Consider the following 24,334-nt stretch of genomic DNA (forward strand, 5'->3'; position numbering starts at 1 on the left):
CGATACTCTCGACGGTCTCAGTTCACAGCGGACGTCGCTTCGACATGACGCGGCAAGGTCACCCGGATACGGGTGCCGCGTTGGCTTTGAACATCAGCCGGGCTGTCGATGGTGATTTGTCCATAATGCTCTTCAACGATGGAATAGACCAGTGCAAGGCCCAGACCGGTGCCTTCGCCAGGGTCCTTGGTGGTGAAGAAAGGTTCGAACAATCGGTCCATGATGTTCTGCGGAATGCCGCTGCCTTCGTCTTCCACGATCAGATCGACCGTGTGTTCGCCGGCTTCGCTTTTGACCCGCACCGCACTGCCGGGAGGCGAGGCGTCACGGGCATTTGAGAGCAGGTTGATCAACACTTGGGCGAGTCGCTGCGGATCGCCTTCGACCCAGTGATCGGGGTCGCACAGGTTGTAGAACTGCACTTCGAAATTGCGTCGGTTCAGGGCCAGCAGGCCGATCGCGTCCTGGGCCACTTCGGCCAGACAGACGGGCTCGTCGCTGTGCTGATGGCTGCCGGCGTGGGCGAAACTCATCAGCGACTGCACGATGCGCGACACGCGTTTGGTCTGCTCGAGGATCTGCCCGCTGATTTCTTTCAGCTCGCCGTCGTCTTCGCGCTCTTCGCGCAGGTTCTGCGCCAGGCACGCGATGCCAGTGATCGGGTTGCCGATTTCATGGGCCACGCCCGCGGCGAGTCGACCGATACTGGCCAGGCGCTCGGAGTGCACCAGTTTGTCTTCGAGCATCTGCGTTTCGGTCAGGTCTTCCACCAGCAGCACCAGGCCACTGTTACCCGGCGCGAGCGGTTCGTCGATCGCTGCTTTGTGCAGGTTGAGCCAGCGAGTCTGGCCGTCGAGGGCCAAATGCTGTTTGTGCAAATGCTCGTCCGGCAGATTGATGAAGCCTTGCAGCAGCTGTTTCCACGGATCGGCAATGGTGCTCAGGCGCGAACCGACCACACGCTGCGCGGCAATCCCGGTCAGCTCCTCCATGGCTTTGTTCCACATGAGGATTTCCTGGTCCTTGGCCAGCGAGCAGACGCCCATCGGCAATTCTTGCAGAGTCTGGCGGTGATAGCGGCGCAGGGCATCGAGTTCGGCGGCAAGGCCGGTCAGGCGCGAGTGGTAGTCCTCAAGACGACTTTCGATGAAGTGGATGTCCTCGGTGACGTAGTTTTCGCCACCGGCCTTATAAGGCAGGAAGGTCTCGACCATGTCCTGGGCCACGCTCGGCCCCATCAGGCCGGAGAGGTTGGCTTCGATCCGGTCGCGCAGACGGCGCAAGGCATAAGGCCGGCGTTCATCGAACGGCAGATAAAGATCGCGCAGGGCCTGTTCGACTTCTTTCTGTGCGGCTTTCGCGCCCAACGGCTTGGCCAGTTGCGTGGCGAATTCCTGAGGCGAGGCGGCGTGCAATTCGCGGCGTTGCGGGCGACGCACGTTGTCCACGGCGCAGGCCTCGGCGGCGCTGGCCTCTTCGCTGCTGGCATTGGTGAACAGCGAGATCAGGGTGAACATCAGCACGTTGGCAGCCAGCGAGGCGATCGCCGCCATGTGCCAACTGGTGTCGTCCAGCACGTAGATCATGTTCAACAGCGGAATGTAGAAGCCCTGCAGGTTGCCGACCAGCGGCAGCAGCATGGTCACCAGCCACACCAGGATCCCCGCGAGCAAACCGGCAATGAAACCGCGGCGGTTGGCGGTTGGCCAATACAGAACCGAGAGTACGCCCGGCAGGAATTGCAGGGTGGCGACGAAGGCGACGATGCCCAGGTTTGCCAGGTCTTGTTCCGCCCCCAGCAGCAGGTAGAAACCGTAACCGGCCATGATGATCGCGACGATCAAGGCCCGGCGGGTCCACTTCAGCCAGCGGTAGATATTGCCTTCGGCCGGCGGCTGATAGAGCGGCAGCACCAGATGGTTCAGCGCCATTCCGGACAACGCCAGGGTGGTGACGATGATCAAGCCGCTCGCCGCCGACAATCCGCCGACGTAGGCCAATAGCGCCAGGGCTTTGTTGTTGGCGGCAATGCCGATGCCCAGCGTGAAATATTCCGGATTGGTGGTGGCGCCGAGCTTCAGGCCGGCCCAGAGAATCAACGGTACGGCCAGGCTCATCAGCAGCAGGAACAGCGGCAAGCCCCAGCTCGCACTGACCAGCGAGCGCGGGTTGAGGTTTTCGGTAAACGTCATGTGGTACATGTGCGGCATCACAATCGCCGAGGCGAAGAACACCAGTAGCAGCGTGCGCCACGGGCCTTCCTGCAACGGTGTGTGCAGGGCGGCGAGGGCGGTCTGGTTTTGCAGCAGCCACAATTCCAGCTGTTGCGGACCGTCGAACACGCCGTACAACGCATACAGGCCGACACCGCCAATGGCGATCAGCTTGATCACCGATTCGAACGCAATCGCGAACACCAGGCCTTCATGCTTCTCGCGGGTGGCGATGTGGCGCGAGCCGAAGAAAATCGTGAACAGCGTAATCAGTGCGCAGAAGCTCAAGGCCACGCGATGCTGCACCGGCTCGCGGGTGAGAATGCCGATGGAGTCGGCTACCGCCTGAATCTGCAAGGCCAGCAACGGCAACACGCCGATCAGCATGAAGATCGTGGTGAGTGCACCGGCCCAGGTGCTGCGGAACCGGAACGCGAACAAGTCGGCCAGGGACGATAACTGATAGGTGCGAGTGATCTTCAGAATCGGATACAGCAACACCGGCGCCAGCAAAAATGCCCCGGAAACCCCAAGATAGCTGGACAGGAAACCGTAGCCGTACTGATAGGCCAGACCGACCGTGCCATAAAACGCCCACGCACTGGCGTAGACCCCAAGCGACAGGGTGTAAGTCAGCGGGTGGCGAATGATCGCCCGGGGGATCATGCCCCGTTCGCTGACCCAGGCTACGCCGAACAACACCGCCAGGTACGCGGCGCTGATCAGGATCATCTGGGTCAGGCTAAAGCTCATCGGCATCTTTTTGGCTCTGCAGGATGAAGGTCACGACGATCAGAATCAGCCAGAGCAGATAAGGGCGATACCAGGCGCCAGTGGCGTCGATCCACCAATCCATGATGGCCGGGGAGAACAGGTAAATCCCCACTACCAGGAGCAGGACCAAGCGATAGATGTACATCCCGGCCTCTCTTCTTTATGCGCGTGCCCGAAAACGTGCGGCGATGGTAACGGATGGGCGCGCCACTGCAAGTGTGATCACTGTAGTTGCGCTTCGGGCAGGTTGAGTGTGCGCGGGATCAACAGCGCATCCCAGTGGGCGATGCCCCAGTTCAACACTTCCCGTGGTGTCGCGTAAGCCAGTTCGGCGCCTGGATTCTGCCCCAATGCGCGCAAGGCCCGCAGTAGCAGGGGCGTCGCCTGGTCTTCGGTCAGCGGCGGCGAACGGTAGGACTTGCCGAGCTTGTGGCCATCGGGCTGGGTAATCAGCGGAATATGCAGATAACGCGGTTGGGGCAGGCCGAGCAGTTCTTGCAGGTACAGCTGTCGTGGTGTCGAGTCGAGCAGGTCGGCGCCACGGACGATATCGGTAATGCCTTGCCAGGCGTCGTCGAGGACCACCGCCAGTTGATAGGCGTAGAGTCCGTCGCGGCGGCGGATCACGAAGTCGCCGACTTCCCGTCCCAGGTGTTGGCGGTATTCGCCCTGGACCCGGTCGATGAAGTGGTATTCCAGTTCCGGCACGCGCAGGCGAATCGCGGCGTCTTCGGTGCCGTGGCCGGCGTTGCGGCACAGCCCCGGATAAATCCCGTGATACGGCTCCAGTTGTTTGCGCGAGCAGGTGCAGGCGTAGGCCAGGCCGTGATTGAACAGGCGATTGAGCACTTCGGCGTAGGCGTCGTGCCGGTCACTCTGGCGGACCATGTCGCCGTCCCACTCGAAACCGTAGCTTTCCAGCGCCTTGAGAATGGCCGCCTGGGCACCCGGTTCTTCCCGGGGCGGATCGAGGTCTTCCATGCGCATCAGCCAGCGGCCACCCACCGAGCGGGCGTCGAGGTACGAGGCCAGCGCGGCGACCAGCGAACCGAAATGCAAATGGCCACTGGGCGTGGGTGCAAAGCGCCCGATGTAGGTGGGGGAGGCGATGGCGGTCATAAGGCGATGTCAGGCTGTCCAATCGTTTTGAGCATGGCGTGAAGCCGCCTTCGCGAGCAAGCTTCGCTCCTACAGGAAATCTCACCAGCCTCTGTAGGAGCGAAGCTTGCTCGCGAAGGCAATTCCGAAGACGCAACAAATATCAGCAAATATCAGAAACAAAAACGGAGCGTTCGCACGCTCCGTTTCTTCGTTCAAGTCGATGTTACTTGCCGACTTGCTTTTCCTTGATTTCCGCCAGGGTCTTGCAGTCAACGCACATGTCGGCGGTAGGGCGGGCTTCCAGCCGCTTGACGCCGATCTCGACGCCGCAGGACTCGCACCAGCCATATTCTTCGTCTTCGATCAGTTGCAGCGTCTTGTCGATCTTCTTGATCAACTTGCGCTCGCGGTCGCGGGCACGCAGCTCAAGGCTGAATTCTTCTTCCTGGCTGGCACGGTCTGCCGGGTCCGGGAAGTTGGCCGCTTCGTCCTTCATGTGATCAACCGTACGGTCGACTTCCTGCATCAAGTCCTGTTTCCACTTGTTCAGGATCTTGGTGAAGTGAGCGCGCATGGGCTTGCCCATGTATTCCTCACCCTTCACTTCTTTGTAGGGTTCGAAACCGCTGATCGACTGGTTTTGCTGCTTTGCTTGGGTGGGCATGAAATGGACCGCCTCTACTCTTGTAATCCATTGCGCAGGATTGCTCCATCACCGACACCTGCCGGCCCTGCGGCTGCAAGCGGGCGAACTTACCAGATCAAATCGGACCGCGCTACTCCCGGATGTCGAGGTAGTGGCCCAAGGTGCTTGCAAATGATTGCAAAGCCTTGTCTGGTGGTGCTGGAGACCTGATCAATTATTGATTTTAGTCAAACCTGGGGCACACGCTTGAGTCGTTTACAGCCAGGGATATAACGGCTCTGACCGCTTTAGGTTCTCGCTCGTTCCGACGGTTGGGTAGAATCAGTTTTTTTCCCCGTTGAAGGAAGGCCAATGGCTCAGCCCTACAGTGCCCGCAGTCGCGCGATCGAACCTTTCCATGTCATGGCGCTGCTGGCGCGGGCCAATGAATTGCAGGCCGCCGGTCATGACGTGATCCACCTGGAAATCGGCGAGCCGGACTTCACCACGGCCGAGCCGATCATTCAGGCCGGCCAGGCGGCGCTGACGGCGGGGAAAACCCGCTACACCGCGGCGCGCGGCATTCCCGAGTTGCGCGAGGCCATTTCCGGTTTCTATCAGCAGCGCTATGGCCTGAACATCGACCCACGGCGAATCCTCATTACACCGGGCGGTTCCGGCGCGCTGCTGCTGGCCAGTGCCTTGTTGGTGGACCCCGGCAAACACTGGCTGCTGGCGGATCCGGGTTATCCGTGCAACCGGCATTTCCTGCGGCTGGTCGAAGGCGCGGCGCAATTGGTGCCGGTCGGCCCGGACGTGCGCTATCAACTGACGCCAGACCTGGTGGCCCGCCATTGGGATCACGACAGCGTCGGCGCGCTGGTCGCATCGCCCGCCAACCCGACCGGGACGATCCTGACGCGAGACGAGCTGGCGGGCCTGTCTGCCGCCATCAAGGAGCGCCACGGCCATCTGGTGGTCGATGAGATCTATCACGGTCTGACGTACGGCACCGATGCGGCCAGCGTGCTGGAAGTCGATGACGACGCCTTTGTGCTGAATAGTTTTTCGAAGTATTTCGGCATGACTGGTTGGCGACTCGGTTGGCTGGTGGCGCCGGAAGCGGCGGTCAGTGAACTAGAAAAACTGGCGCAGAATCTTTACATCAGCGCCCCGAGCATGGCCCAACACGCTGCACTGGCCTGTTTCGAGCCTGCTACCATCGCGATTTTCGAAGAGCGTCGCGCCGAGTTCGGTCGCCGTCGCGACTTCCTGCTGCCAGCCTTGCGAGAACTGGGCTTCGGCATCGCCGTGGAGCCGGAAGGGGCGTTCTACTTGTACGCGGATATCAGCAAGTTCGGCGGCGATGCCTTCGCGTTCTGCCGGTATTTCCTCGAGACCGAGCACGTCGCGATCACTCCGGGCCTGGATTTCGGGCGATATCAGGCCGGGCATCATGTGCGGTTTGCCTACACCCAAAGCCTGCCACGCTTGCAGGAAGCGGTTGAGCGGATTGCTCGTGGTCTGCGGAGCTGGCAAGGCTGATGCGCTTTCATCCTCCACTTGAAGAAGGTCGCCTGATCCGTCGTTACAAGCGTTTTCTCGCCGATATCGAGACCGTTACCGGCGAGTTGCTGACCATTCACTGCCCGAATACCGGCTCGATGCTTAATTGTCAGGTCGAGGGCGGGCAGGTCTGGTTCAGTCGCTCAAATGACCCCAAACGCAAACTGCCTGGCACGTGGGAGGTCGGCGAAACCCCGCAGGGCCGCCTGTTTTGCGTGAACACCGGACGCGCCAACGGTTTGATCGAGGAAGCACTGCGGGCCGGCGTCATCACCGAACTGAACGGTTTTACTGAGCTAAAACGCGAAGTGGCCTACGGTCAGGAAAGCAGCCGCATCGATTTCCGTCTCGATTACCCGAGCGGGCCGGCCTATGTCGAAGTTAAAAGCGTCACCCTGGGCTTCGACGGGACATTGGTCGCGGCATTTCCCGATGCGGTGACCCAGCGCGGGGCCAAGCACTTGCGCGAATTGGCCCATCTGGCCCGGGACGGGATCCGTGCGGTGCAGCTGTATTGCGTGAACCTCACCGGCATCGACGCTGTACGTCCGGCAAAAGAAATCGATTCGGCCTACGCCGACGCGCTGCATGAGGCGGTAGCCTGTGGGGTTGAAGTGCTGGCGTACGGCGTGCGGTTGAGCCACGAAGAGATGGTGGTCGACCGGCGTCTGGACGTGTTGCTACACGGTTAAAGACTGACCCAGATCCCTTGCTCATCTTCGCGGCACGGGACGCGGGTCAGGGATTGTCCGGCGCATGGGCCGGCGACGCATTCGCCATCCTCGATCAGAAACAGGGCGCCGTGGGTGGCGCACTGGATCAGGCTGTTGCTGGGGTCGAGGAACTGGTCGGGCTTCCATTCCAGCCCGACACCACGGTGCGGACAGCGATTGATGTAGACGTAAACCTGGCCGCCCCGGCGCACGGCAAAGAGTTTTTGGCCGTCGATGTCGAATCCACGGCTGCTGGCATCGGCCAGCTCAATGCCAGCACACAGAAACTTCATGTCTATCCTCAAATATCGCCGCGCGTCGTAGGAAACGTCTGTACTTGACGTGCAAATGCAAACAATTATCAAATGGCCGCTTCGCCCGTCGGGTGCAGATGCCAGAGGCCGAGGATACTTGGCTTGGCATCCCGATGCCCGGGAAAACCTTTAAAGGAAGCTGTTTATGCGCCTGAGTACCCGCGTTGCTGCGCTTTGTGTCGGACTCATCGTCAGTCTTCACGCCGCAGCGGCCGAGTTGCCACAACGTTGGGTCAGTGCCGGTGGCGCGTTGTCGGAGTGGGTCAGCGCGCTGGGCGCTGAATCAAAACTGGTGGGCGTCGACACCACCAGCCAGCACCCGCAATCCCTCAAGGCATTGCCGAGCATCGGTTACCAGCGGCAACTCTCGGCGGAAGGGATCTTGAGCTTGCGCCCGCAGATTCTGATCGGCACCGAAGAAATGGGGCCGCCGCCGGTGCTTTCGCAAGTTCGTAGCGCGGGCGTGCAGATCGAACAGTTCTCGGCCCAGCCGGATCTGTTGACGTTGCAGGGCAATCTCCAGCATTTGGGCCAGTTGCTTGGTGCGGAGGATCGGGCTTCGCAGTTGTTTCAGGCTTACCAGGAGCAACTCGATCAGCAAAAGATCCGGGTTACCCGGGCGCAGTTGAAGGAAAAATCACCGGGCGTGCTGTTATTGCTCGGCCATGCGGGCGGCAAACCGCTGATCGCCGGCAAGGACACCGCTGCCGATTGGTTGGTGCAACAGGCGGGTGGGCACAACCTGGCAACGCATACCGGCTACAAACCCTTTTCTAATGAGTCGCTGATCAGTCTCGATCCGGACGTGCTGGTGTTCGCCGACCGGGCGTTGACTGGCGAGGCGGCGCGCGCGGCGTTGTTCAAGGAAAATCCGATTCTGTCCTCGACCCGCGCGGTCAAGGATGGGCGAGTCATGGAACTCGATCCGACCCTGCTGGTGGGCGGTCTCGGGCCGCGTTTGCCTGAGGCGTTGAAAAAACTCTCTGACGGTTTCTACCCCGGTACGGCCGGCCAATGACCATTCTGGTTAAACCGCGAGTGCTGTTTATTGGCCTGAGCATACTGTGTTTGTTGGCGATCTGGCTGTCGCTGGCGCTGGGGCCGGTGAGTTTGCCGCTGCTGGATACCTTGCGCGCGGCGTTGCGGTTGATCGGGTTGCCCATCGCGCCCGATGGGCTGGAGCAGGCCGAACTGATCCTCGGGCAGATTCGCCTGCCGCGTACGTTACTGGGTTTGGCCGTGGGCGGGGTTTTGGCACTGTCCGGCGTGGCGATGCAGGGACTGTTTCGTAACCCTCTGGCGGATCCGGGGTTGGTGGGTGTGTCCAGTGGCGCCGCCTTGGGCGCGGCGATTGCGATCGTCGGTGGCTCGGTGTTCGGTGGTCTACCGGAATCCTTCGGGCCTTATCTGTTATCGCTGTGTGCGTTTCTGGGCGGCCTCGGTTTGACGGCGCTGGTGTATCGACTGGGTCGGCGCAACGGGCAGACCAACGTGGCGACCATGCTGTTGGCGGGTATCGCGCTGACGGCGCTGGCGGGTTCGGCAGTGGGACTGTTCACTTATCTGGCGGACGACGCGACCCTGCGCACCCTGACGTTCTGGAACCTCGGCAGCCTCAACGGCGCCAGCTATTCGCGGCTCTGGCCGTTATTGCTGGTGAGTGCCGGTGTGGCGCTCTGGTTGCCGCGTCGGGCCAAGGCCTTGAATGCATTGCTGCTGGGTGAATCGGAGGCGGGTCACCTGGGCATTGATGTTGAAGGGCTCAAGCGTCAACTGGTGTTCTGCACGGCGCTGGGTGTCGGTGCGGCGGTTGCGGCGGCGGGGATGATCGGGTTTGTCGGTCTGGTGGTGCCGCACCTGGTGCGATTGCTGGCCGGTCCCGATCATCGGGTGCTGTTGCCGGCGTCTGTGCTGGCGGGGGCGAGTCTTCTGTTGTTCGCCGATCTGGTGGCGCGACTGGCACTGGCGCCGGCCGAGTTACCGATCGGGATCGTCACGGCCTTCATCGGTGCGCCGTTCTTTCTGTATCTGCTGCTCAGAGGGCGTGCCTGATGTTGCGATCGCATAATCTGCAAATCCGTCGTGGGCGAAAGATCGTCCTGGCGGACATCACGCTGGAACTCAAGCCGGGCGAAGTCCTCGGTGTGCTGGGACCTAATGGCGCCGGCAAAAGCACTTTGCTCGGCGCCTTGTGTGGCGAGTTGAAGGCTGATCACGGCAGCGTCTGGCTCGATGAGCGCGAGTTAAGTGACTGGACCGGCGCACTGCGCGCGCAACGTTTGGCCGTGTTGCCGCAAGTATCGACCCTGGACTTCGCCTTTCGCGTCGAAGAAGTGGTCGGCATGGGCCGCTTGCCTCATCAGAGTGGTCGGGTGCGGGACGATGAAATCGTCGCCGCCGCACTGCGCGCTGCCGATGCCGGACACCTGAGCGGGCGCAGCTATCTGGCGTTGTCCGGTGGCGAACGGCAGCGGGTGCACCTGGCGCGAGTGCTGGCGCAACTCTGGCCGGGGGAGGCCGGGCAAACACTGTTGCTCGATGAGCCGACCTCGATGCTCGACCCCTTGCACCAGCACACCACCTTGCAAGCGGTGCGCGAGTTCGCCGATCGCGGCGCGGCGGTGCTGGTGATCCTGCATGATCTGAACCTGGCGGCGCGCTATTGTGATCGCTTGTTACTGCTCGAAGGCGGTCGCCCGGTGGCGCTCGACACGCCCGAGCAAGTGTTGCGCCCGGAGCCGCTCAAGGCCGTGTTCGGGTTGGAAGTGCTGGTGCAACAGCACCCGGAGCGTGGGCATCCGCTGATCATCGCCCGCTGACTTTTTCATAGGGATAAGAAGATGCGTGGGATTTTGATGCTGGCCGTGCTGTTTCTGGGGGCCTGTCAGCATGCTTCGGTGCCGCCACCGATCACGGGTGAGATTCGCGACTTGCGCAGCGGCCAGACCCTCACGCCGCAGCAACTGGTTAAGCGGTTGCAGGAGCCTTCGAGGCTGATTGTCGGTGAGCAGCATGACAGTCGCGATCACCATGCATTGCAGCTGTGGTTATTGCAGTCGCTGGGGGAGCAGCGGCCGCAAGGCAGTCTGCTGCTGGAAATGCTCACGCCGGATCAACAGCTGCGCGTCGACGACATTCGCCATGCCTCGACGCCACCGGCGGATTTGCCCGGTGCATTGGCCTGGCAGTCTGGTTGGGACTGGAATCTATACGGGCCGATCGTACGATTCGCCCTGACTCAACCGTACCCGCTGCTGGCGGCCAATCTGGACACGCTTGAAATCCGTTCTGTCTACGCCAACCCTCCGACATTAAACGGCTCGCGCTCCAACGCTGCTTCGGTCAAGGACGCGTTGCTGGCGCAAATCAGCGACGTTCACTGCGGTCTGCTGCCGGAATCGCAAATGCCGGCCATGCTGGCGGTCCAGCAGCAACGTGATCGGCGGATGACCGAGCGGTTACTGGCAGCGCCAACGCCTTCTTTACTGTTCGCCGGGGCTTACCACGCGCGTAAGGATATCGGCGTGCCGATCCATGTGCTTGATCTGGGAGCGCCCGAGGCTCCGAGGGTGTTGATGTTGGCGCAGCAGGGCAGTGAGGTGACGGCGGCAATGGCCGATTACGTCTGGTACACGCCTGCCACCGCGACGCCGGATTACTGCGCGCAGATGCGTAAGCAGTTCGGCAAGTAGAGGACGACTTTTCCACAGGCAAAAAAAGACCCGGCAAGAGCCGGGTCAAATAACCGTGATTAGCCTGATGAGGAGATATCTGAGAGTCCGAACCAAGGGCTTTTCAAATATCGACCAGTCTCGCGACCAGTTGTGATAATAATAGCGATTCTCATTACCAAGTCAACCGCTGATTTTCGATTTATTTGAAATTCGTCGGTCCCTCGCCGGAAACGCCCGTAATCATTGGGTTTCAGGCTGTTTGTTGAGTCAGTTGGCTCCAGCAGGTGTATGGCTGCTGTGTCGTTTCAATTCTTGTGGCGTGACGAAATAGCTTCCAGCTGTTTGTTCAGGGCTTCCTTGCGCTCGGCGGGAATGTCGTTCCAGTGCACGTCCATCAATGCACCTTCTATCGCATACAACAACACCTTGGACGCTCGAAACCCGCGCGTGCGCACGGCCCGATAAGCGTCCACCGCCCCCAGGCGACGCAAGTCCGAGGCGCTGTGGATGCCCACGGCATGCAGCCACTGCGCCGACGTCTTGCCAAGATTCTTCAGGTGTTGCAGTTCATCATTCATCAAGCCTCCTTGCGATGGCCGAATGGTGCGTGGGCAAGCTTCTGAGGAGTGTAGCCATCAGTAGGAAAAGCGTGATTGTTTGGTCGGTTTCGACGCAAAAGCTTCTAAGAGGAAAGTACTGGAAGCTGTGCGAAAGTCCGCGAACGCGGTAGAGGAAGGCAACGCAATCCCTGTGGGAGCAAGCTCGCTCCCCACAGGGATTGTGTCGTTTCGAGGAGGTGCTGCGGGTGTCAGCGGGTGCGATACCGCAGGCGTGTACCGAAATTCATCGACATCAGGATCTCGTCCGCACTCAGCTCAGGCGGAAAGTAAGCACCGGAGATTTGCGCGTGGGCGAGGCTTGCGCCTTCCAGGTTTGAGTTGCGAAAGTCGATGCCGCGCAAGTCGGCGGAGCGGAAGTAGGCATCGGTAAAATCGACGCGGTCGGCGTTCAGTTCACGCAAGTCCAGACCACGGAAATCCCCGCCGACCATATCGATCGTGCCGTCTTTGGGGCGCTCGTTATTGAAACCTGTGATGTCGTCTTTGTGCAGCAAGGCATAAAGTGGGGTGTCGAGAAGTTTGGGCTGGCTCATGTCGCATCACCTGTTGGTTTTATGACGCCAGTATAGTGCCACTATTTGACAGCCGTGAAGCCGGCGAAGGCTTCACGGCTGAAATACTTTTTACAGGCCCGGCAGGCGTTGGCGAATCTGCGCGACAACGGTGTCGAGGGTCCCGCTTTCATTGGTCTGTACGCGTTTGCTGCAGAGGATTTCTGCTGGCGTCAGCGCTTCACGAGTGGCTTGCTGAGCCTCGATAACGGCCAGGTTGGCGTCAGACGGATCCTTTTTATCGGCCTGGCGCAGGGCCAGCCAGCTCTCGATCACTGCTTGCGGGGCATTGCAATCAAGAATCAGGAAAGGTGCGCCGGTGGCTTCGGCGATTTTCGCCGCACCGTCGCGCTGCTCGCGCTTGAGGTAAGTGGCATCGATCACCACCGGGAAGCCGGCACGCAGGATCACCGTGGCAATCTCATGCAGGCGGGCGTAAGTCGCGGCGCTGGCGTCGGCACTGTAAATGCCGGCCTGTGGATCATTTGGCACGGTTTGCTCGCCGAACAGGCGTTTGCGCTCGACATCGGAACGCAGGCGAATGGCGCCCAACGCTTCCACCAGGCGCATGGCCACGTGGCTCTTGCCGACGGCAGAAACACCGTGGGTGATGGCAAGGAAGCGCGAAGGAATGGTGCTGTAGCTTTCCGCCAGGTTGGCGTAATTGCGGTACTGCCGCAGGGTAGTCGCGCGCTGCACCGGGGTGGCGTCGGCGGGCATGCTGAACAGGCTGACCTTGGCGCGAACCAATGCGCGATAGGCTTTATAGAAATTCAGCAGTTCCAGCCCCTGGTAATCGCCGGTCAGCTCCAGGTACTGGCTGATGAAACGACGTGCCAGGGATTTCAGCCCGCGGTCTTCCAGGTCCATCGCCAGGAAGCCGGTGTCGGCATACACGTCGGTGAAGCGGAACGGTTCGTTGAACTCGATGCAGTCGAAGATCACGACCTTGCCGTCGATCACGGTGGCGTTGCCCAAGTGGATGTCGCCGTGGCATTCGCGGATAAAACCGTCGGCCTTGCGCTGGGCGAACAGCGGCTTGAGGCGTTCGAAGCTGCTTTCGGCCCAGGCTTGCAGGGCGTCGAGTTGCAGCAGGTCAGTCTTGTCGCTGAGAAACGGGCGAATCTGCTCGAAGTTCTGGCGTACCGGCGCCATAACGGCATCCGGGGTGCCGGCTTCGTGCTCGGCAGGCACTTTTGGCGCGTTGAGGTGGAACTGAGCGATTTGCGCGGCCATCTCGTCAATGTGCGCCGTGGTCAATTCGCCGTTGGCTTGCAGGGTGCTGAGCAACCCGCTCTGTGGGAACTGACGCATTTTCAACGCGTATTCGATGACCGGGCCGTCACCGCCCAGTTGTGGTGCTTCGGCGCTGCCGGTAATCGGCAACACGTCCAGATACAAATCCTGCGTCAGACGCTGGTTCAGACGCAGCTCTTCTGCGCAGAAATGTTCCCGTGCATCGAGGCTGGTGAAGTCGAGGAAGCCGAAGTTCATCGGTTTCTTCACTTTATAAGCAAAAGGGCCCGTGAGGATGACCCAGGAGATATGGGTCTCGATAACCTGGAAAGCGTCTACGGGATGCGGGTAGAGGGCCGGGTTTTGCAGGGCAGCGATCAGTGACTGGCTCACAGGCGATCCTTCAGAGGCTGGGAAAATTCAAGGCCGACATTATGGCCGCAAGTCCGCCCGACGCAAACCTCGGAGGGCTTCTGTTGAGTATGAATAAAGTGCGTATAATCCGCGCCCATGACTCGTACTCGATCCCCCCGCACCCCTAAAAAACCACCTTCCAAGGGCCTGAGCCCCTGGCTGGGCTGGGCCCTTAAACTCAGTCTGGTCGGCCTCGTGGTGCTCGCCGGATTTGCGGTTTACCTCGACGCTATTGTCCAGGAGAAGTTCTCCGGCAAGCGCTGGACCATTCCAGCCAAGGTATACGCACGCCCGCTCGAGCTGTTTACCGGGCAGAAGCTGAGCAAGGAAGACTTCCTCACCGAGCTCGATGCCTTGGGCTACCGGCGCGAAGCCGTGAGCAACGGCCCCGGCGCAGCGGCGGTCAGCGGCAATACCGTCGATTTGAATACCCGTGGTTTCCAGTTCTATGAAGGCCTGGAAAAACCCCAGCCTGTGCGCGTGCGTTTCTCCGGCGACTACGTGGCCGAACTCTCGGCGACGAACGGTTCGAAGCTCTCTGTGGTGCGTCTTGAACCGCTGCTGATCGGCGGGATTTACCCGAAAAACCTCGAAGACCGGATTCTGATCAAGATCGATCAGGTGCCGCCGTATCTGCTGGAAACCCTGGTGGCCGTGGAAGACCGGGATTTCTATAGCCACTGGGGCGTATCGCCCAAGTCGATTGCCCGCGCGGTTTACGTCAACACTTCTGGCGGCAAGATGACCCAGGGCGGCAGTACGCTGACGCAACAGTTGGTCAAGAACTTCTACCTGACCAGCGAACGCAGCCTGACCCGTAAACTCACCGAAGCCATGATGGCGATGTTGCTTGAGCTGCATTACGACAAACGAGAAATTCTTGAGGCTTACCTCAATGAAGTGTTCGTCGGTCAGGATGGCCAGCGCGCGGTGCACGGTTTCGGCTTGGCCAGCCAGTTTTTCTTCGGGCAGCCATTGTCCGAACTGAAACTGCATCAAGTCGCAATGCTGGTGGGCATGGTCAAGGGGCCGTCCTATTACAACCCGCGTCGCAACCCTGAGCGGGCGCTTGAACGGCGCAATCTCGTGCTCGATGTCCTTGAGCAACAAGGTGTTGCTACCGCCGAACAGGTCGCTGCAGCGAAGAAAATGCCACTGGGTGTGACCACACGCGGCAAGCTGGCGGACAGCTCGTTCCCGGGCTTCCTCGATCTGGTCAAGCGTCAGCTGCGCGAAGACTATCGCGACGAAGACTTGACCGAAGAAGGTCTGCGGATCTTCACCAGTTTCGACCCGATCCTGCAGATGAAAGCGGAAGCGTCGGTCAACGACACCTTCAAGCGACTCTCCGGGCGCAAGGGTTCCGATGACGTTGAAGCGGCCATGGTCGTGACCAACCCGGAAACCGGCGAAGTCCAGGCCATGATCGGTAGCCGTCAGGCCAGTTTTGCCGGCTTCAACCGGGCGCTGGATGCGGTACGACCGATCGGTTCGTTGATCAAGCCGGCGGTGTATCTGACCGCCCTGGAGAAACCGACCCAGTACACCTTGACCAGTTGGCTGTCGGACGATTCCTTCTCGGTCAAAGGCGCGGACGGCCAGGTCTGGAAGCCGCAGAACTATGATCGTCGCTCCCATGGCACCGTATTCCTGTACCAGGGCCTGGCGCATTCCTACAACCTGTCGACCGCGCGTCTCGGGTTGGCAGTAGGTGTGCCAAACGTCCTGAAAACCCTGGGGCGCCTGGGCGTGACTCGCGAGTTTCCGGCCTTCCCGTCGATGTTGCTGGGGGCCGGCGGTATGACGCCGATCGAAGTGGCGACCATGTACCAGACTTTGGCTAACGGTGGTTTCAATACCCCGATGCGCGGGATCCGCAGCGTACTGACCGCCGAAGGCGAGCCGCTCAAGCGTTATCCGTTCCAGATTCAGCAGCGTTTCGATCCGGCCTCGATTTACCTGATCCAGAGCGCCATGCAGCGCGTCATGCGTGAAGGCACCGGCAGTTCGGTTTATAACGTGCTGCCGAAAACCCTGACCCTGGCGGGCAAGACCGGTACCAGTAACGATTCGCGAGACAGCTGGTTCGCCGGTTTCAGTCAGGACTTGCTGGCCGTGGTCTGGCTGGGTCGAGATGACAACGGCAAGACGCCGTTCACCGGCGCCACCGGTGCCTTGCAGGTCTGGACCAGTTTCATGCGCAAGGCCGATCCGCTGCCGCTGGACATGCCGCAGCCGGATAACATTGTTCAAGCCTGGGTCGATTCGCGCACCGGGCAAGGCTCCGATGCCAACTGCCCAGGTGCGGTGCAGATGCCGTATATTCGCGGCAGCGAACCGCCTCCCGGCGCCGCTTGCGGTGGCGAAAGCCCTGTTTCCGGCGAAACGGTGATGGATTGGGTCAAGGGCTGGATGAATTAAGCAAAGAGGGTTTCAAGTGAACAAGTGGTTGATTCCAGCGGTGACCGCCGTGGCTTTGCTCAGCGGTTGCTCCAGCGTACAGCGCGGCTCGATTCCGGTTGTGGATTCCGGCAGCGCCGTGTCGAACAGTGAGCGTATTTCGGCGAATGGCGGTTACCGTCAGACGACGTCCAAGCGCCCTGTGCAAGCCCAGCCTCAAGCGATCCCGCAAGGCGACACCGGTGTGGTGGTGATGGTGCCAGGTGGCGGTGCCGTGACATCGGCACCGATCAGCACGGCACCGATCACGCCAGGCCCGATTACCCCGGGGCCGATCGATACCGCGCCGGTTCAGTCGGCGCCGGTCAATCAGGGCAGCTACAGCATGCCGTCGACGCCGAGCGGAATTCCTTCCGCCAGCACCGGTGGCGGCTTGTCTGCCGACGAGCAGTTGGACGGTCCGGTACTGGCGCTGCTGACGACCGCTCAGCAACAACAGGCGAGCGGTGATCTCAACGGTGCTTCCTCCAGCCTTGAGCGCGCCCAACGTGTCGCGCCGCGTGAGCCGCAAGTGCTTTATCGCCTGGCGCAGGTGCGCATGGCTCAAGGCGATGCGCCACAAGCCGAGCAGTTCGCTCGACGTGGCCTGACGTTCGCCAATGGTCGTCCGGCCCTTCAGGCCAGCCTGTGGGAATTGATCGCCCAGGCACGTGAGAAACAGGGTGATTCCGCTGGCGCTGCACTGGCCCGTCAGAAGGCCAAGGTTGCTTCGTGATGGACGCACGCTTCCCGAAAATCGCCGAGCAGTTATTGCTGATCGAGCGTGAGCTGCGAATTCAGGGTTGGTGGGACGACGTCCCGCCCTCCGCGGAAGCGCTTTCGAGCGTCGAGCCGTTCTCGGTCGATACGCTGGATTTCGAGCAGTGGCTGCAATGGATTTTCTTGCCGCGCATGAAAGCGATCCTCGAACAGGACCTGCCATTGCCCAACGCCTCGGGGATTCAGGAGATGGCCGAAATGGTCTTCGCCGCCCGTAATGTCCAGGGCAAGGACCGGCAGTTGCAGGTACTGCTCAAAGAGTTCGACCTGCTGATCACCGACTCCCGCTGACACCAATCCACCGTGGGAACCGTAGGAGCTGTCGAGAGAAACGAGGCTGCGATCTTTTGATCTTGATCTTAAAAAATCAAAGTCAAAAGATCGCAGCCTCGTTTCTCTCGACAGCTCCTACGGGGGTTCTACTGGCAGTTATCCTTGATCTGCTTCTGTGCTTCGGTAATACGCTCCTGACGTTGTTCGTCGGTCAGGCGACGCATCTCGCCGTCGACTTCCTCCCGTACCCGCGGATTGTTCTGCAGTTGAGCCAGGTTCGTTCGCGCCTGCTCGCAAAATACCTTGAGCTGGGCTTGCTGCTCGGCGACCTGCTTTTTAACCGTCTTGTCGATCGCCTGTTGATCGCCGATGACATTGCTGCGTGGCAGCGTGGCGGGTTTGCCAGCAGGTGGGGAGGGCGTGACCACGGTGGTGGCTTCCTGACCCGGGGGCGGTTGCGCGTCGAAGTGGGTAACGCCTTGGGCGTCGACCCATTTGTAGATCTGACCGGCCATACACAAAGGGCTGATCAGCAGAGTGACCAAGAAGAACGTTCGCATGCCATTTCCTTGCCATAAGTTGCGCAATTGAAGCTAACACAGTTGCTGTTTAGCGGTTTTTTCTTGCTTTCTCATGTGCTTACTTCAATAAAGCACATTGACGACTTGACTTGCAGGGGACGAAACAGAAGAATCCAAAGTCCGCTGTAGAGGGACTGCCAGAAGCAGACCCACTCAGCAGATCATGAGGCGCACATCCGCGCCGACCTGTTACACCCGCAACGCGTTACCTCGCGCTGGGTGGGAAAGGCCCGCAACACTTGGGACGATCCCAATACTTGCTCAGTCAGTGCTGACGTAGTCGGCGACCACCGTCGCTCATGCTCTGCTGAGAAGTAAACCTATTAAGACCCGTCCCTCTTAGGTGGACGGTATTCTGGCGTTTTAGAGGTGGACAACGTGGAGCTTTTATCTGGCGGTGAGATGATCGTCCGCTTTTTGCGTGACGAAGGCGTCAAGTATATCTATGGGTACCCGGGTGGTGCCGCATTGCATATCTACGATGCGCTGTTCAAAGAACCATCTGTTCAACATATTCTCGTTCGTCATGAGCAGGCTGCCACGCACATGGCTGACGGCTATGCGCGTGCCACCGGCAAGGCCGGCGTCGTACTGGTGACCTCCGGTCCCGGCGCGACCAACGTCATTACCGGTATCGCCACGGCGTACATGGACTCGATCCCGATGGTCATCCTGACCGCCCAGGTGCCTAGCACCATGGTGGGGACCGATGCGTTCCAGGAAACCGACATGATCGGTATCTCCCGGCCGATCGTGAAGCACAGCTTCATGATCAAGCATGCTTCGGAAATCCCGGAAGTCATGAAGAAGGCCTTCTACCTGGCACAATCCGGTCGTCCTGGTCCTGTCGTTGTCGACATCCCGAAAGACATGACCAACCCGGCCGAGAAGTTCGAATACGTTTTCCCGAAAAAAGCCAAGCTGCGCTCCTACAGCCCGGCGGTTCGTGGTCACTCGGGCCAGATCCGCAAAGCCGTGGAAATGCTCTTGGCGGCCAAGCGGCCGATCATTTATGCCGGCGGCGGTGTCATTCTGGGTAACGGCTCCGCGCCGTTGACCGAGTTGGCGCAACTGCTGAACACTCCGGTCACCAATACCTTGATGGGCCTTGGCGCTTATCCGGGCATGGACCGTCAGTTCCTCGGCATGCTCGGTATGCACGGCAGCTACACCGCCAACCTGGCGATGCACCATGCGGACGTGATCCTGGCCGTCGGCGCGCGTTTCGATGACCGTGTCATCAACGGTTCGTCCAAGTTCTGCCCAAGCGCCAAGATCATCCACATCGATATCGACCCGGCGTCGATCTCCAAGACCATCAAGGCCGACGTTCCTATCGTAGGCCCGGTGGAAAGCGTATTGACCGAAATGGTCGCTACCCTCAAGGAAATCGGCGAAACCCCTAACAAGGAAGCGGTCGCCAACTGGTGGAAGCAAGTTGAAGAGTGGCGCGGTGGTCGCGAGATGTTCCCTTACAACAAGGGTGACGGCAGCATCATCAAGCCACAAACCGTGATCGAAACCCTGTGCGAAGTGACCAAGGGCGATGCCTATGTGGCCTCCGACGTGGGTCAGCACCAGATGTTCGCGGCGCAGTACTATCGCTTCAACAAGCCGAATCGCTGGATCAACTCCGGTGGGCTGGGCACGATGGGCTTCGGTTTCCCTGCTGCAATGGGTGTGAAACTGAACTTCCCGGACGCTGACGTCGCCTGTGTGACCGGTGAAGGCAGTATCCAGATGAACATCCAGGAACTGTCGACTTGCTTGCAGCATGACTTGCCGGTGAAGATCATCCTGCTCAACAACGGCGTGCTTGGCATGGTTCGTCAGTGGCAGGACATGAGCTACGGCGCGCGTCACTCGCACTCCTACATGGAATCGTTGCCGGACTTCGTCAAGTTGGCTGAAGCCTACGGTCACGTCGGCATGCGCATCACCGACTTGAAAGATTTGAAGCCGATGATGGAAGAAGCGTTCGCCATGAAGGATCGCCTGGTGTTCATTGACATCAAGGTCGATGCCAGCGAGCACGTCTACCCGATGCAGATCAAAGACGGCTCCATGCGCGATATGTGGCTGAGCAAGACGGAGCGTACTTAATCATGCGGCACATTATTTCCTTGCTTCTGGAAAACGAACCCGGCGCTCTGTCTCGTGTAGTCGGCCTGTTCTCGCAGCGCAACTACAACATCGAAAGCCTGACCGTAGCGCCAACCGAAGACCCGACCCTGTCGCGCCTGACGTTGACCACGGTTGGCCATGATGAAGTGATCGAGCAAATCACCAAGAACCTGAACAAGCTGATCGAAGTGGTCAAATTGGTCGACCTGTCGGAGAGTGCTCACATCGAGCGCGAACTGATGCTGGTCAAGGTCAAGGCCACCGGCGCCCAGCGCGCCGAGATCAAGCGCACTACCGATATTTACCGTGGGCAGATCGTCGATGTCAGCGCTAGCGTGTATACCGTTCAACTGACCGGTACCAGCGACAAGCTCGACAGCTTCATTCAGTCCATTGGCACCGCTTCGATCCTGGAAACCGTCCGCAGCGGCGTAACCGGTATTGCCCGCGGCGACAAAGTACTCAGCATCTAAACCAAATTAGCGAATGGCCTGAACGGCCTGGATATATAGGGGAATTTCATGAAAGTTTATTACGAAAAAGACTGCGACCTGTCGATCATCCAGGGCAAGAAAGTTGCCATCATCGGTTACGGTTCCCAGGGCCACGCTCAAGCGTGCAACCTGAAAGACTCCGGCGTTGACGTTACCGTTGGCCTGCGTAAAGGTTCGGCGACAGTTGCCAAGGCCGAAGCCCACGGCCTGAAAGTGACTGACGTTGCTTCCGCCGTTGCTGCTGCCGACCTGGTCATGATCCTGACCCCGGACGAATTCCAGTCTGCCCTGTACAAGAACGAAATCGAGCCGAACATCAAGAAAGGCGCCACCCTGGCCTTCTCCCACGGCTTCGCGATCCACTACAACCAGGTTGTTCCGCGCGCTGACCTCGACGTGATCATGATCGCGCCGAAAGCACCGGGTCACACCGTGCGTTCCGAGTTCGTCAAAGGCGGCGGTATCCCTGACCTGATCGCGATCTATCAGGATGCGTCCGGCAACGCCAAGAACGTTGCACTGTCCTACGCTGCTGGCGTGGGTGGCGGTCGTACCGGCATCATCGAAACCACTTTCAAGGACGAGACTGAAACCGACCTGTTCGGCGAACAAGCCGTTCTGTGTGGCGGTACCGTTGAGCTGGTCAAAGCCGGTTTCGAAACCCTGGTTGAAGCTGGCTACGCGCCAGAAATGGCCTACTTCGAGTGCCTGCACGAACTGAAGCTGATCGTTGACCTCATGTACGAAGGCGGTATCGCCAACATGAACTACTCGATCTCCAACAACGCTGAATACGGCGAGTACGTGACCGGCCCGGAAGTGATCAACGCCGAATCCCGTCAGGCCATGCGCAACGCCCTGAAACGTATTCAGGACGGCGAATACGCCAAGATGTTCATCAGCGAAGGCGCAACCGGCTATCCTTCGATGACCGCCAAGCGTCGTAACAACGCCGCTCACGGTATCGAAATCATCGGCGAGCAACTGCGCTCCATGATGCCGTGGATCGGTGCCAACAAGATCGTCGACAAAGCTAAAAACTAAGTCGCGCGCTTGTACGGAAAACGCGGCTTAGGCCGCGTTTTTTCGTTTGGGAGGCCGGTTCTGGTATAAAGCTGCATCGTTTGCGGGCGAACCCTCGTCCCAGACACCTGTCGAAACTTTCCACCCTGTTGCAAGGTAATGTCCATGAGCGAACGTCCCGAAGAGCCAAACCAGGCTTCTGACGCCGAAAGCCTGCTGCCCATCGATGAACACATCGAAGAAGGGCATGACGCTGAAGGCCGTAAAGTCCGGCATCGTGGTATCTATCTTCTGCCGAATCTGTTCACCACTGCGAACCTGTTCGCAGGGTTTTATTCCATCATCAACTCGATGAGCGCCCAGAGCGCCTTGAGTGCCGGTGATTCGATCGGTGCGAGCAAGTATTTTGCTTTTGCTGCCATCGCCATTTTTGTCGCTATGGTGCTCGACGGCCTCGATGGTCGCGTCGCACGCATGACCAACACCCAGAGTGCCTTTGGCGCCGAGTACGACTCGCTGTCGGACATGGTTGCCTTTGGTGTGGCGCCGGCCTTGCTGGCGTTCGGTTGGGCCTTGGGTGATATGGGCAAGGTCGGCTGGATGGTCGCCTTCATTTATGTGGCTGGTGCGGCTTTGCGCCTGGCGCGTTTCAATACCCAGGTCGGCACCGCCGACAAACGCTACTTCATCGGTCTGGCCAGCCCGGCTGCCGCGGGTGTGGTCGCCGGCATTGTCTGGGCGTTCAGTGATTACGGCATCCAGGGTTCCAAGATGTCCTTCCTGGTGGCGCTGATGGTCGCGGCGGCCGGCATGCTGATGGTCAGCAACATCAAGTACAACAGCTTCAAGGAGCTGGACTTGAAAGGGCGCGTACCGTTCGTGGCGATTCTCGCCGTGGTGCTGGTGTTTGCAGTGGTGTTCAGCGATCCGCCGCGCATCCTGCTGCTGGTTTTCCTCGCTTACGCAGCTTCCGGCCCGGTGCAATACCTGCTGCGCCTTCGTCGGCACAAAAACGCCGAGTGAGGTAATTTCCCTCATACTCCGCAGTCTATTGGTGCATCTGTCCTCCAATGCTGCGGAGTCGTCATGCTGATCAAAGTCCCCAAAGCGTCTGACTGCCATGAGTCGGACGTCACGCCTGAATCCTTCTATCTTTCTCGACGCAATGTGCTCGGTGCTGCTGTCGCCGGATTGGCTGTAGGCAGTCTGCCGCGTTGGGCTTCTGCCGGCGATGCGCCACGTTATGCCGACGTCGAGCCTGGCAAGGCACCTTCCTGGTTTGCCGAAAAGCTTCCTTCTACTCAGTGGGGTGCGGTCAACGTCAAGGACGAGGCGATCACGCCGTTCAAGGATGCGACCCACTACAACAACTTCTATGAGTTCGGCACCGACAAAGGTGACCCGGCCGCCAACGCTGGCGCGCTGAAAACCGAACCGTGGAGTGTGGTGGTCGACGGGGAAGTGGGTAAGCCCGGACGGTATGCGCTGGAAGACTTCATGAAGCCCTATCAGCTGGAAGAACGGATTTATCGACTCCGTTGTGTGGAGGCCTGGTCGATGGTCATTCCATGGATTGGTTTTCCTATCTCGGCTTTGCTCAAGGAAGTCGAGCCGACCTCCAAAGCCAAATTCATTCGCTTCGAAACCTTGGAAGATCCGAAGAGCATGCCGGGGCAACGTTCCGGTTTTGCCTTGATCGACTGGCCCTATGTGGAAGGGCTGCGGCTGGATGAAGCGATGAATCCATTGGCGATTCTCGCCGTGGGCATGTACGGGCGCGAGTTACCGAATCAGAACGGCGCGCCTTTGCGGTTGGTGGTGCCGTGGAAATACGGTTTCAAGAGCGTCAAATCCATCGTGCGCATCAGCCTGGTCAGCGAGCAACCGAAAACCACCTGGCAGAGCATTGCCGCGGATGAGTATGGCTTCTATGCGAACGTGAATCCTACGGTCGATCACCCGCGCTGGACCCAGGCCCGTGAGCGGCGTTTGCCGAGCGGCCTGTTCAAGCCCAATGTTCGGGATACGCAGATGTTCAACGGCTACTCGGATGAAGTCGCCTCTCTCTATACAGGGCTCGATTTGCGGAAGAACTACTGATGCGTTTTCCGATTTGGCGAATGGGCGTCTTTATAGCTGCAGCAGTGTGGCCGCTGCTGTGGTTGTACCAGGCCTGGGCGGATGTGCTGGGGCCTGATCCGGGCAAGGTGCTGGTCGATCGGTTGGGGCTGGGGACGCTTGTTCTGCTACTCATTACCTTAAGCATGACGCCTTTGCAGAAGCTCACGGGTTGGGCGGGGTGGGTGGCTGTCCGGCGACAACTGGGTTTGTGGTGTTTTGCTTATGTGGTGCTGCACCTGAGTAGCTATACGGCGTTTATCCTCGGCTTTGATTGGTCGCAGCTGGGTGTCGAGTTGCGTAAACGGCCGTACATCATTGTCGGGACGCTGGGGTTTGTGTGTTTGTTGGCGATGGCGGTCACGTCCAATCGCTACAGTCAGCGACGTTTGGGGTCTCGCTGGAAGAAGCTGCATCGGCTGGCTTATGTGGTTCTCGGGCTTGGATTGCTGCACATGTTGTGGATTGTTCGCGCCGATCTGAAGGAGTGGGCTGTCTATGCTTCTATAGGTGCGTTGTTATTGGTGCTGCGGATACCACCTGTAACCCGTCGAATCCCCCGTTTAATGGCTAAAAAGACACCTTCTGCACGAAAGGTGTAATTAAGTGTTGACGGCAAATCCTGAGTGTCTATAATTCGCCCCACTTCCGGCGCAGTCGAAACGGAAAACTCCTTGGTAAACAAAGAGTTACGCAGTTTT

24 protein-coding genes are annotated in these 24,334 nt (G+C 59.6%); 15 read left to right on the top strand and 9 right to left on the bottom strand.

Annotation, left to right across the window (positions count from 1 at the left end; genetic code table 11):
- Window positions 1–17 precede the first annotated feature (17 nt).
- The 4 genes from ACIPL2_RS27960 to dksA all read right to left on the bottom strand — a co-directional run bounded on the left by ACIPL2_RS27960 (window position 18) and on the right by dksA (window position 4,752).
- The gene (locus ACIPL2_RS27960; RefSeq protein WP_401361962.1) at window positions 18–2,972 is read right to left on the bottom strand and encodes a sensor histidine kinase; all 2,955 of its coding nucleotides are present in this window, start codon (window positions 2,970–2,972) and stop codon (window positions 18–20) included.
- On the bottom strand, window positions 2,956–3,132 hold the full coding sequence (locus ACIPL2_RS27965; protein WP_003176118.1) for a hypothetical protein: 177 nt from the start codon (window positions 3,130–3,132) through the stop codon (window positions 2,956–2,958). Before ACIPL2_RS27965 ends, ACIPL2_RS27960 begins: the two co-directional genes overlap by 17 nt.
- A 77-nt stretch (window positions 3,133–3,209) precedes the next feature.
- Complete coding sequence (gene gluQRS / locus ACIPL2_RS27970) at window positions 3,210–4,106, bottom strand: tRNA glutamyl-Q(34) synthetase GluQRS (protein WP_401361965.1); 897 nt, start codon at window positions 4,104–4,106, stop codon at window positions 3,210–3,212.
- A 205-nt stretch (window positions 4,107–4,311) separates the two neighbouring features.
- A complete protein-coding gene (gene dksA, locus ACIPL2_RS27975) occupies window positions 4,312–4,752 on the bottom strand; it encodes an RNA polymerase-binding protein DksA (protein ID WP_007902025.1) in 441 nt (146 codons plus the stop codon).
- 333 nt (window positions 4,753–5,085) lie between these two features.
- On the opposite strand from dksA, the gene ACIPL2_RS27980 reads away from it, so the two are divergent.
- Window positions 5,086–6,258 carry a pyridoxal phosphate-dependent aminotransferase gene (locus ACIPL2_RS27980; protein WP_401361967.1) on the top strand — a complete coding sequence of 391 codons (1,173 nt, stop codon included), beginning with the start codon at window positions 5,086–5,088 and terminating at the stop codon, window positions 6,256–6,258.
- Window positions 6,258–6,971, top strand: coding sequence for a DNA/RNA nuclease SfsA (gene sfsA, locus ACIPL2_RS27985; protein WP_401361970.1), 714 nt, complete (start codon window positions 6,258–6,260; stop codon window positions 6,969–6,971). The genes ACIPL2_RS27980 and sfsA overlap by 1 nt, the downstream gene beginning before the upstream one ends.
- Here sfsA and ACIPL2_RS27990 read toward each other — a convergent pair.
- Window positions 6,968–7,285, bottom strand: a complete 318-nt coding sequence (locus ACIPL2_RS27990) for a Rieske (2Fe-2S) protein (RefSeq protein ID WP_401361972.1) — start codon at window positions 7,283–7,285, stop codon at window positions 6,968–6,970. The two genes, sfsA and ACIPL2_RS27990, sit on opposite strands and share 4 nt — an antisense overlap.
- A gap of 166 nt (window positions 7,286–7,451) precedes the next feature.
- Here ACIPL2_RS27990 and ACIPL2_RS27995 point away from each other — a divergent pair, with 166 nt between their 5' ends.
- The 4 genes from ACIPL2_RS27995 to ACIPL2_RS28010 are packed head-to-tail and all read left to right on the top strand — an operon-like array spanning window position 7,452 to window position 10,998.
- On the top strand, window positions 7,452–8,324 hold the full coding sequence (locus tag ACIPL2_RS27995) for a hemin ABC transporter substrate-binding protein (RefSeq protein WP_401361975.1): 873 nt from the start codon (window positions 7,452–7,454) through the stop codon (window positions 8,322–8,324).
- Window positions 8,325–8,374: 50 nt separating this feature from the next.
- Window positions 8,375–9,358: a FecCD family ABC transporter permease gene (locus ACIPL2_RS28000; RefSeq protein ID WP_401362015.1), complete on the top strand. Its 984-nt coding sequence runs from the start codon at window positions 8,375–8,377 to the stop codon at window positions 9,356–9,358.
- A complete protein-coding gene (locus ACIPL2_RS28005) occupies window positions 9,358–10,125 on the top strand; it encodes a heme ABC transporter ATP-binding protein (protein WP_401361978.1) in 768 nt (255 codons plus the stop codon). The genes ACIPL2_RS28000 and ACIPL2_RS28005 overlap by 1 nt, the downstream gene beginning before the upstream one ends.
- 21 nt (window positions 10,126–10,146) lie before the next feature.
- Complete coding sequence (locus tag ACIPL2_RS28010; RefSeq protein WP_401361980.1) at window positions 10,147–10,998, top strand: ChaN family lipoprotein; 852 nt, start codon at window positions 10,147–10,149, stop codon at window positions 10,996–10,998.
- Between the two features lie 287 nt (window positions 10,999–11,285).
- Here ACIPL2_RS28010 and ACIPL2_RS28015 read toward each other — a convergent pair whose 3' ends face one another.
- The 3 genes from ACIPL2_RS28015 to ACIPL2_RS28025 all read right to left on the bottom strand — a co-directional run bounded on the left by ACIPL2_RS28015 (window position 11,286) and on the right by ACIPL2_RS28025 (window position 13,780).
- A complete protein-coding gene (locus ACIPL2_RS28015) occupies window positions 11,286–11,558 on the bottom strand; it encodes a TfoX/Sxy family protein (RefSeq protein WP_007971093.1) in 273 nt (90 codons plus the stop codon).
- Between the two features lie 230 nt (window positions 11,559–11,788).
- Window positions 11,789–12,133, bottom strand: a complete 345-nt coding sequence (locus tag ACIPL2_RS28020; protein ID WP_401361983.1) for a pentapeptide repeat-containing protein — start codon at window positions 12,131–12,133, stop codon at window positions 11,789–11,791.
- 90 nt (window positions 12,134–12,223) lie between these two features.
- Window positions 12,224–13,780, bottom strand: a complete 1,557-nt coding sequence (locus ACIPL2_RS28025; RefSeq protein ID WP_401361986.1) for an AAA family ATPase — start codon at window positions 13,778–13,780, stop codon at window positions 12,224–12,226.
- Window positions 13,781–13,897: 117 nt separating this feature from the next.
- Between ACIPL2_RS28025 and mrcB the strand changes: the two genes are divergently transcribed.
- The 3 genes from mrcB to ACIPL2_RS28040 are packed head-to-tail and all read left to right on the top strand — an operon-like array spanning window position 13,898 to window position 17,311.
- Window positions 13,898–16,222 carry a penicillin-binding protein 1B gene (mrcB, locus tag ACIPL2_RS28030; protein WP_401361989.1) on the top strand — a complete coding sequence of 775 codons (2,325 nt, stop codon included), beginning with the start codon at window positions 13,898–13,900 and terminating at the stop codon, window positions 16,220–16,222.
- Between the two features lie 16 nt (window positions 16,223–16,238).
- Entirely contained in the window at window positions 16,239–16,976 is a 738-nt protein-coding gene (locus ACIPL2_RS28035; RefSeq protein WP_401361991.1) for a tetratricopeptide repeat protein, read from the top strand.
- Window positions 16,976–17,311 (top strand): YqcC family protein, encoded by a 336-nt coding sequence (locus ACIPL2_RS28040; protein ID WP_401361994.1) that lies wholly within the window; start codon window positions 16,976–16,978, stop codon window positions 17,309–17,311. The genes ACIPL2_RS28035 and ACIPL2_RS28040 overlap by 1 nt, the downstream gene beginning before the upstream one ends.
- A gap of 128 nt (window positions 17,312–17,439) precedes the next feature.
- Here ACIPL2_RS28040 and ACIPL2_RS28045 read toward each other — a convergent pair whose 3' ends face one another.
- A complete protein-coding gene (locus ACIPL2_RS28045; protein ID WP_401361997.1) occupies window positions 17,440–17,853 on the bottom strand; it encodes a DUF4124 domain-containing protein in 414 nt (137 codons plus the stop codon).
- 399 nt (window positions 17,854–18,252) lie between these two features.
- On the opposite strand from ACIPL2_RS28045, the gene ACIPL2_RS28050 reads away from it, so the two are divergent.
- The 6 genes from ACIPL2_RS28050 (at window position 18,253) to msrQ (ending at window position 24,235) form a co-directional block, all read left to right on the top strand.
- Window positions 18,253–19,977: an acetolactate synthase 3 large subunit gene (locus ACIPL2_RS28050; RefSeq protein WP_401362000.1), complete on the top strand. Its 1,725-nt coding sequence runs from the start codon at window positions 18,253–18,255 to the stop codon at window positions 19,975–19,977.
- A 2-nt stretch (window positions 19,978–19,979) separates the two neighbouring features.
- Window positions 19,980–20,471, top strand: a complete 492-nt coding sequence (gene ilvN, locus ACIPL2_RS28055) for an acetolactate synthase small subunit (RefSeq protein WP_003176102.1) — start codon at window positions 19,980–19,982, stop codon at window positions 20,469–20,471.
- A 48-nt stretch (window positions 20,472–20,519) separates the two neighbouring features.
- Window positions 20,520–21,536, top strand: coding sequence for a ketol-acid reductoisomerase (gene ilvC / locus ACIPL2_RS28060; protein ID WP_007948647.1), 1,017 nt, complete (start codon window positions 20,520–20,522; stop codon window positions 21,534–21,536).
- Window positions 21,537–21,680: 144 nt separating this feature from the next.
- Window positions 21,681–22,538, top strand: coding sequence for a CDP-diacylglycerol--serine O-phosphatidyltransferase (pssA, locus tag ACIPL2_RS28065; RefSeq protein WP_056746100.1), 858 nt, complete (start codon window positions 21,681–21,683; stop codon window positions 22,536–22,538).
- A 63-nt stretch (window positions 22,539–22,601) separates the two neighbouring features.
- Complete coding sequence (gene msrP, locus ACIPL2_RS28070; RefSeq protein WP_401362003.1) at window positions 22,602–23,615, top strand: protein-methionine-sulfoxide reductase catalytic subunit MsrP; 1,014 nt, start codon at window positions 22,602–22,604, stop codon at window positions 23,613–23,615.
- Window positions 23,615–24,235 (top strand): protein-methionine-sulfoxide reductase heme-binding subunit MsrQ, encoded by a 621-nt coding sequence (gene msrQ, locus ACIPL2_RS28075; RefSeq protein ID WP_401362006.1) that lies wholly within the window; start codon window positions 23,615–23,617, stop codon window positions 24,233–24,235. The genes msrP and msrQ overlap by 1 nt, the downstream gene beginning before the upstream one ends.
- The last annotated feature ends 99 nt before the right edge of the window (window positions 24,236–24,334 follow it).

This window comes from Pseudomonas sp. NPDC086251 (genome assembly GCF_044746405.1).
Lineage (GTDB): Bacteria > Pseudomonadota > Gammaproteobacteria > Pseudomonadales > Pseudomonadaceae > Aquipseudomonas.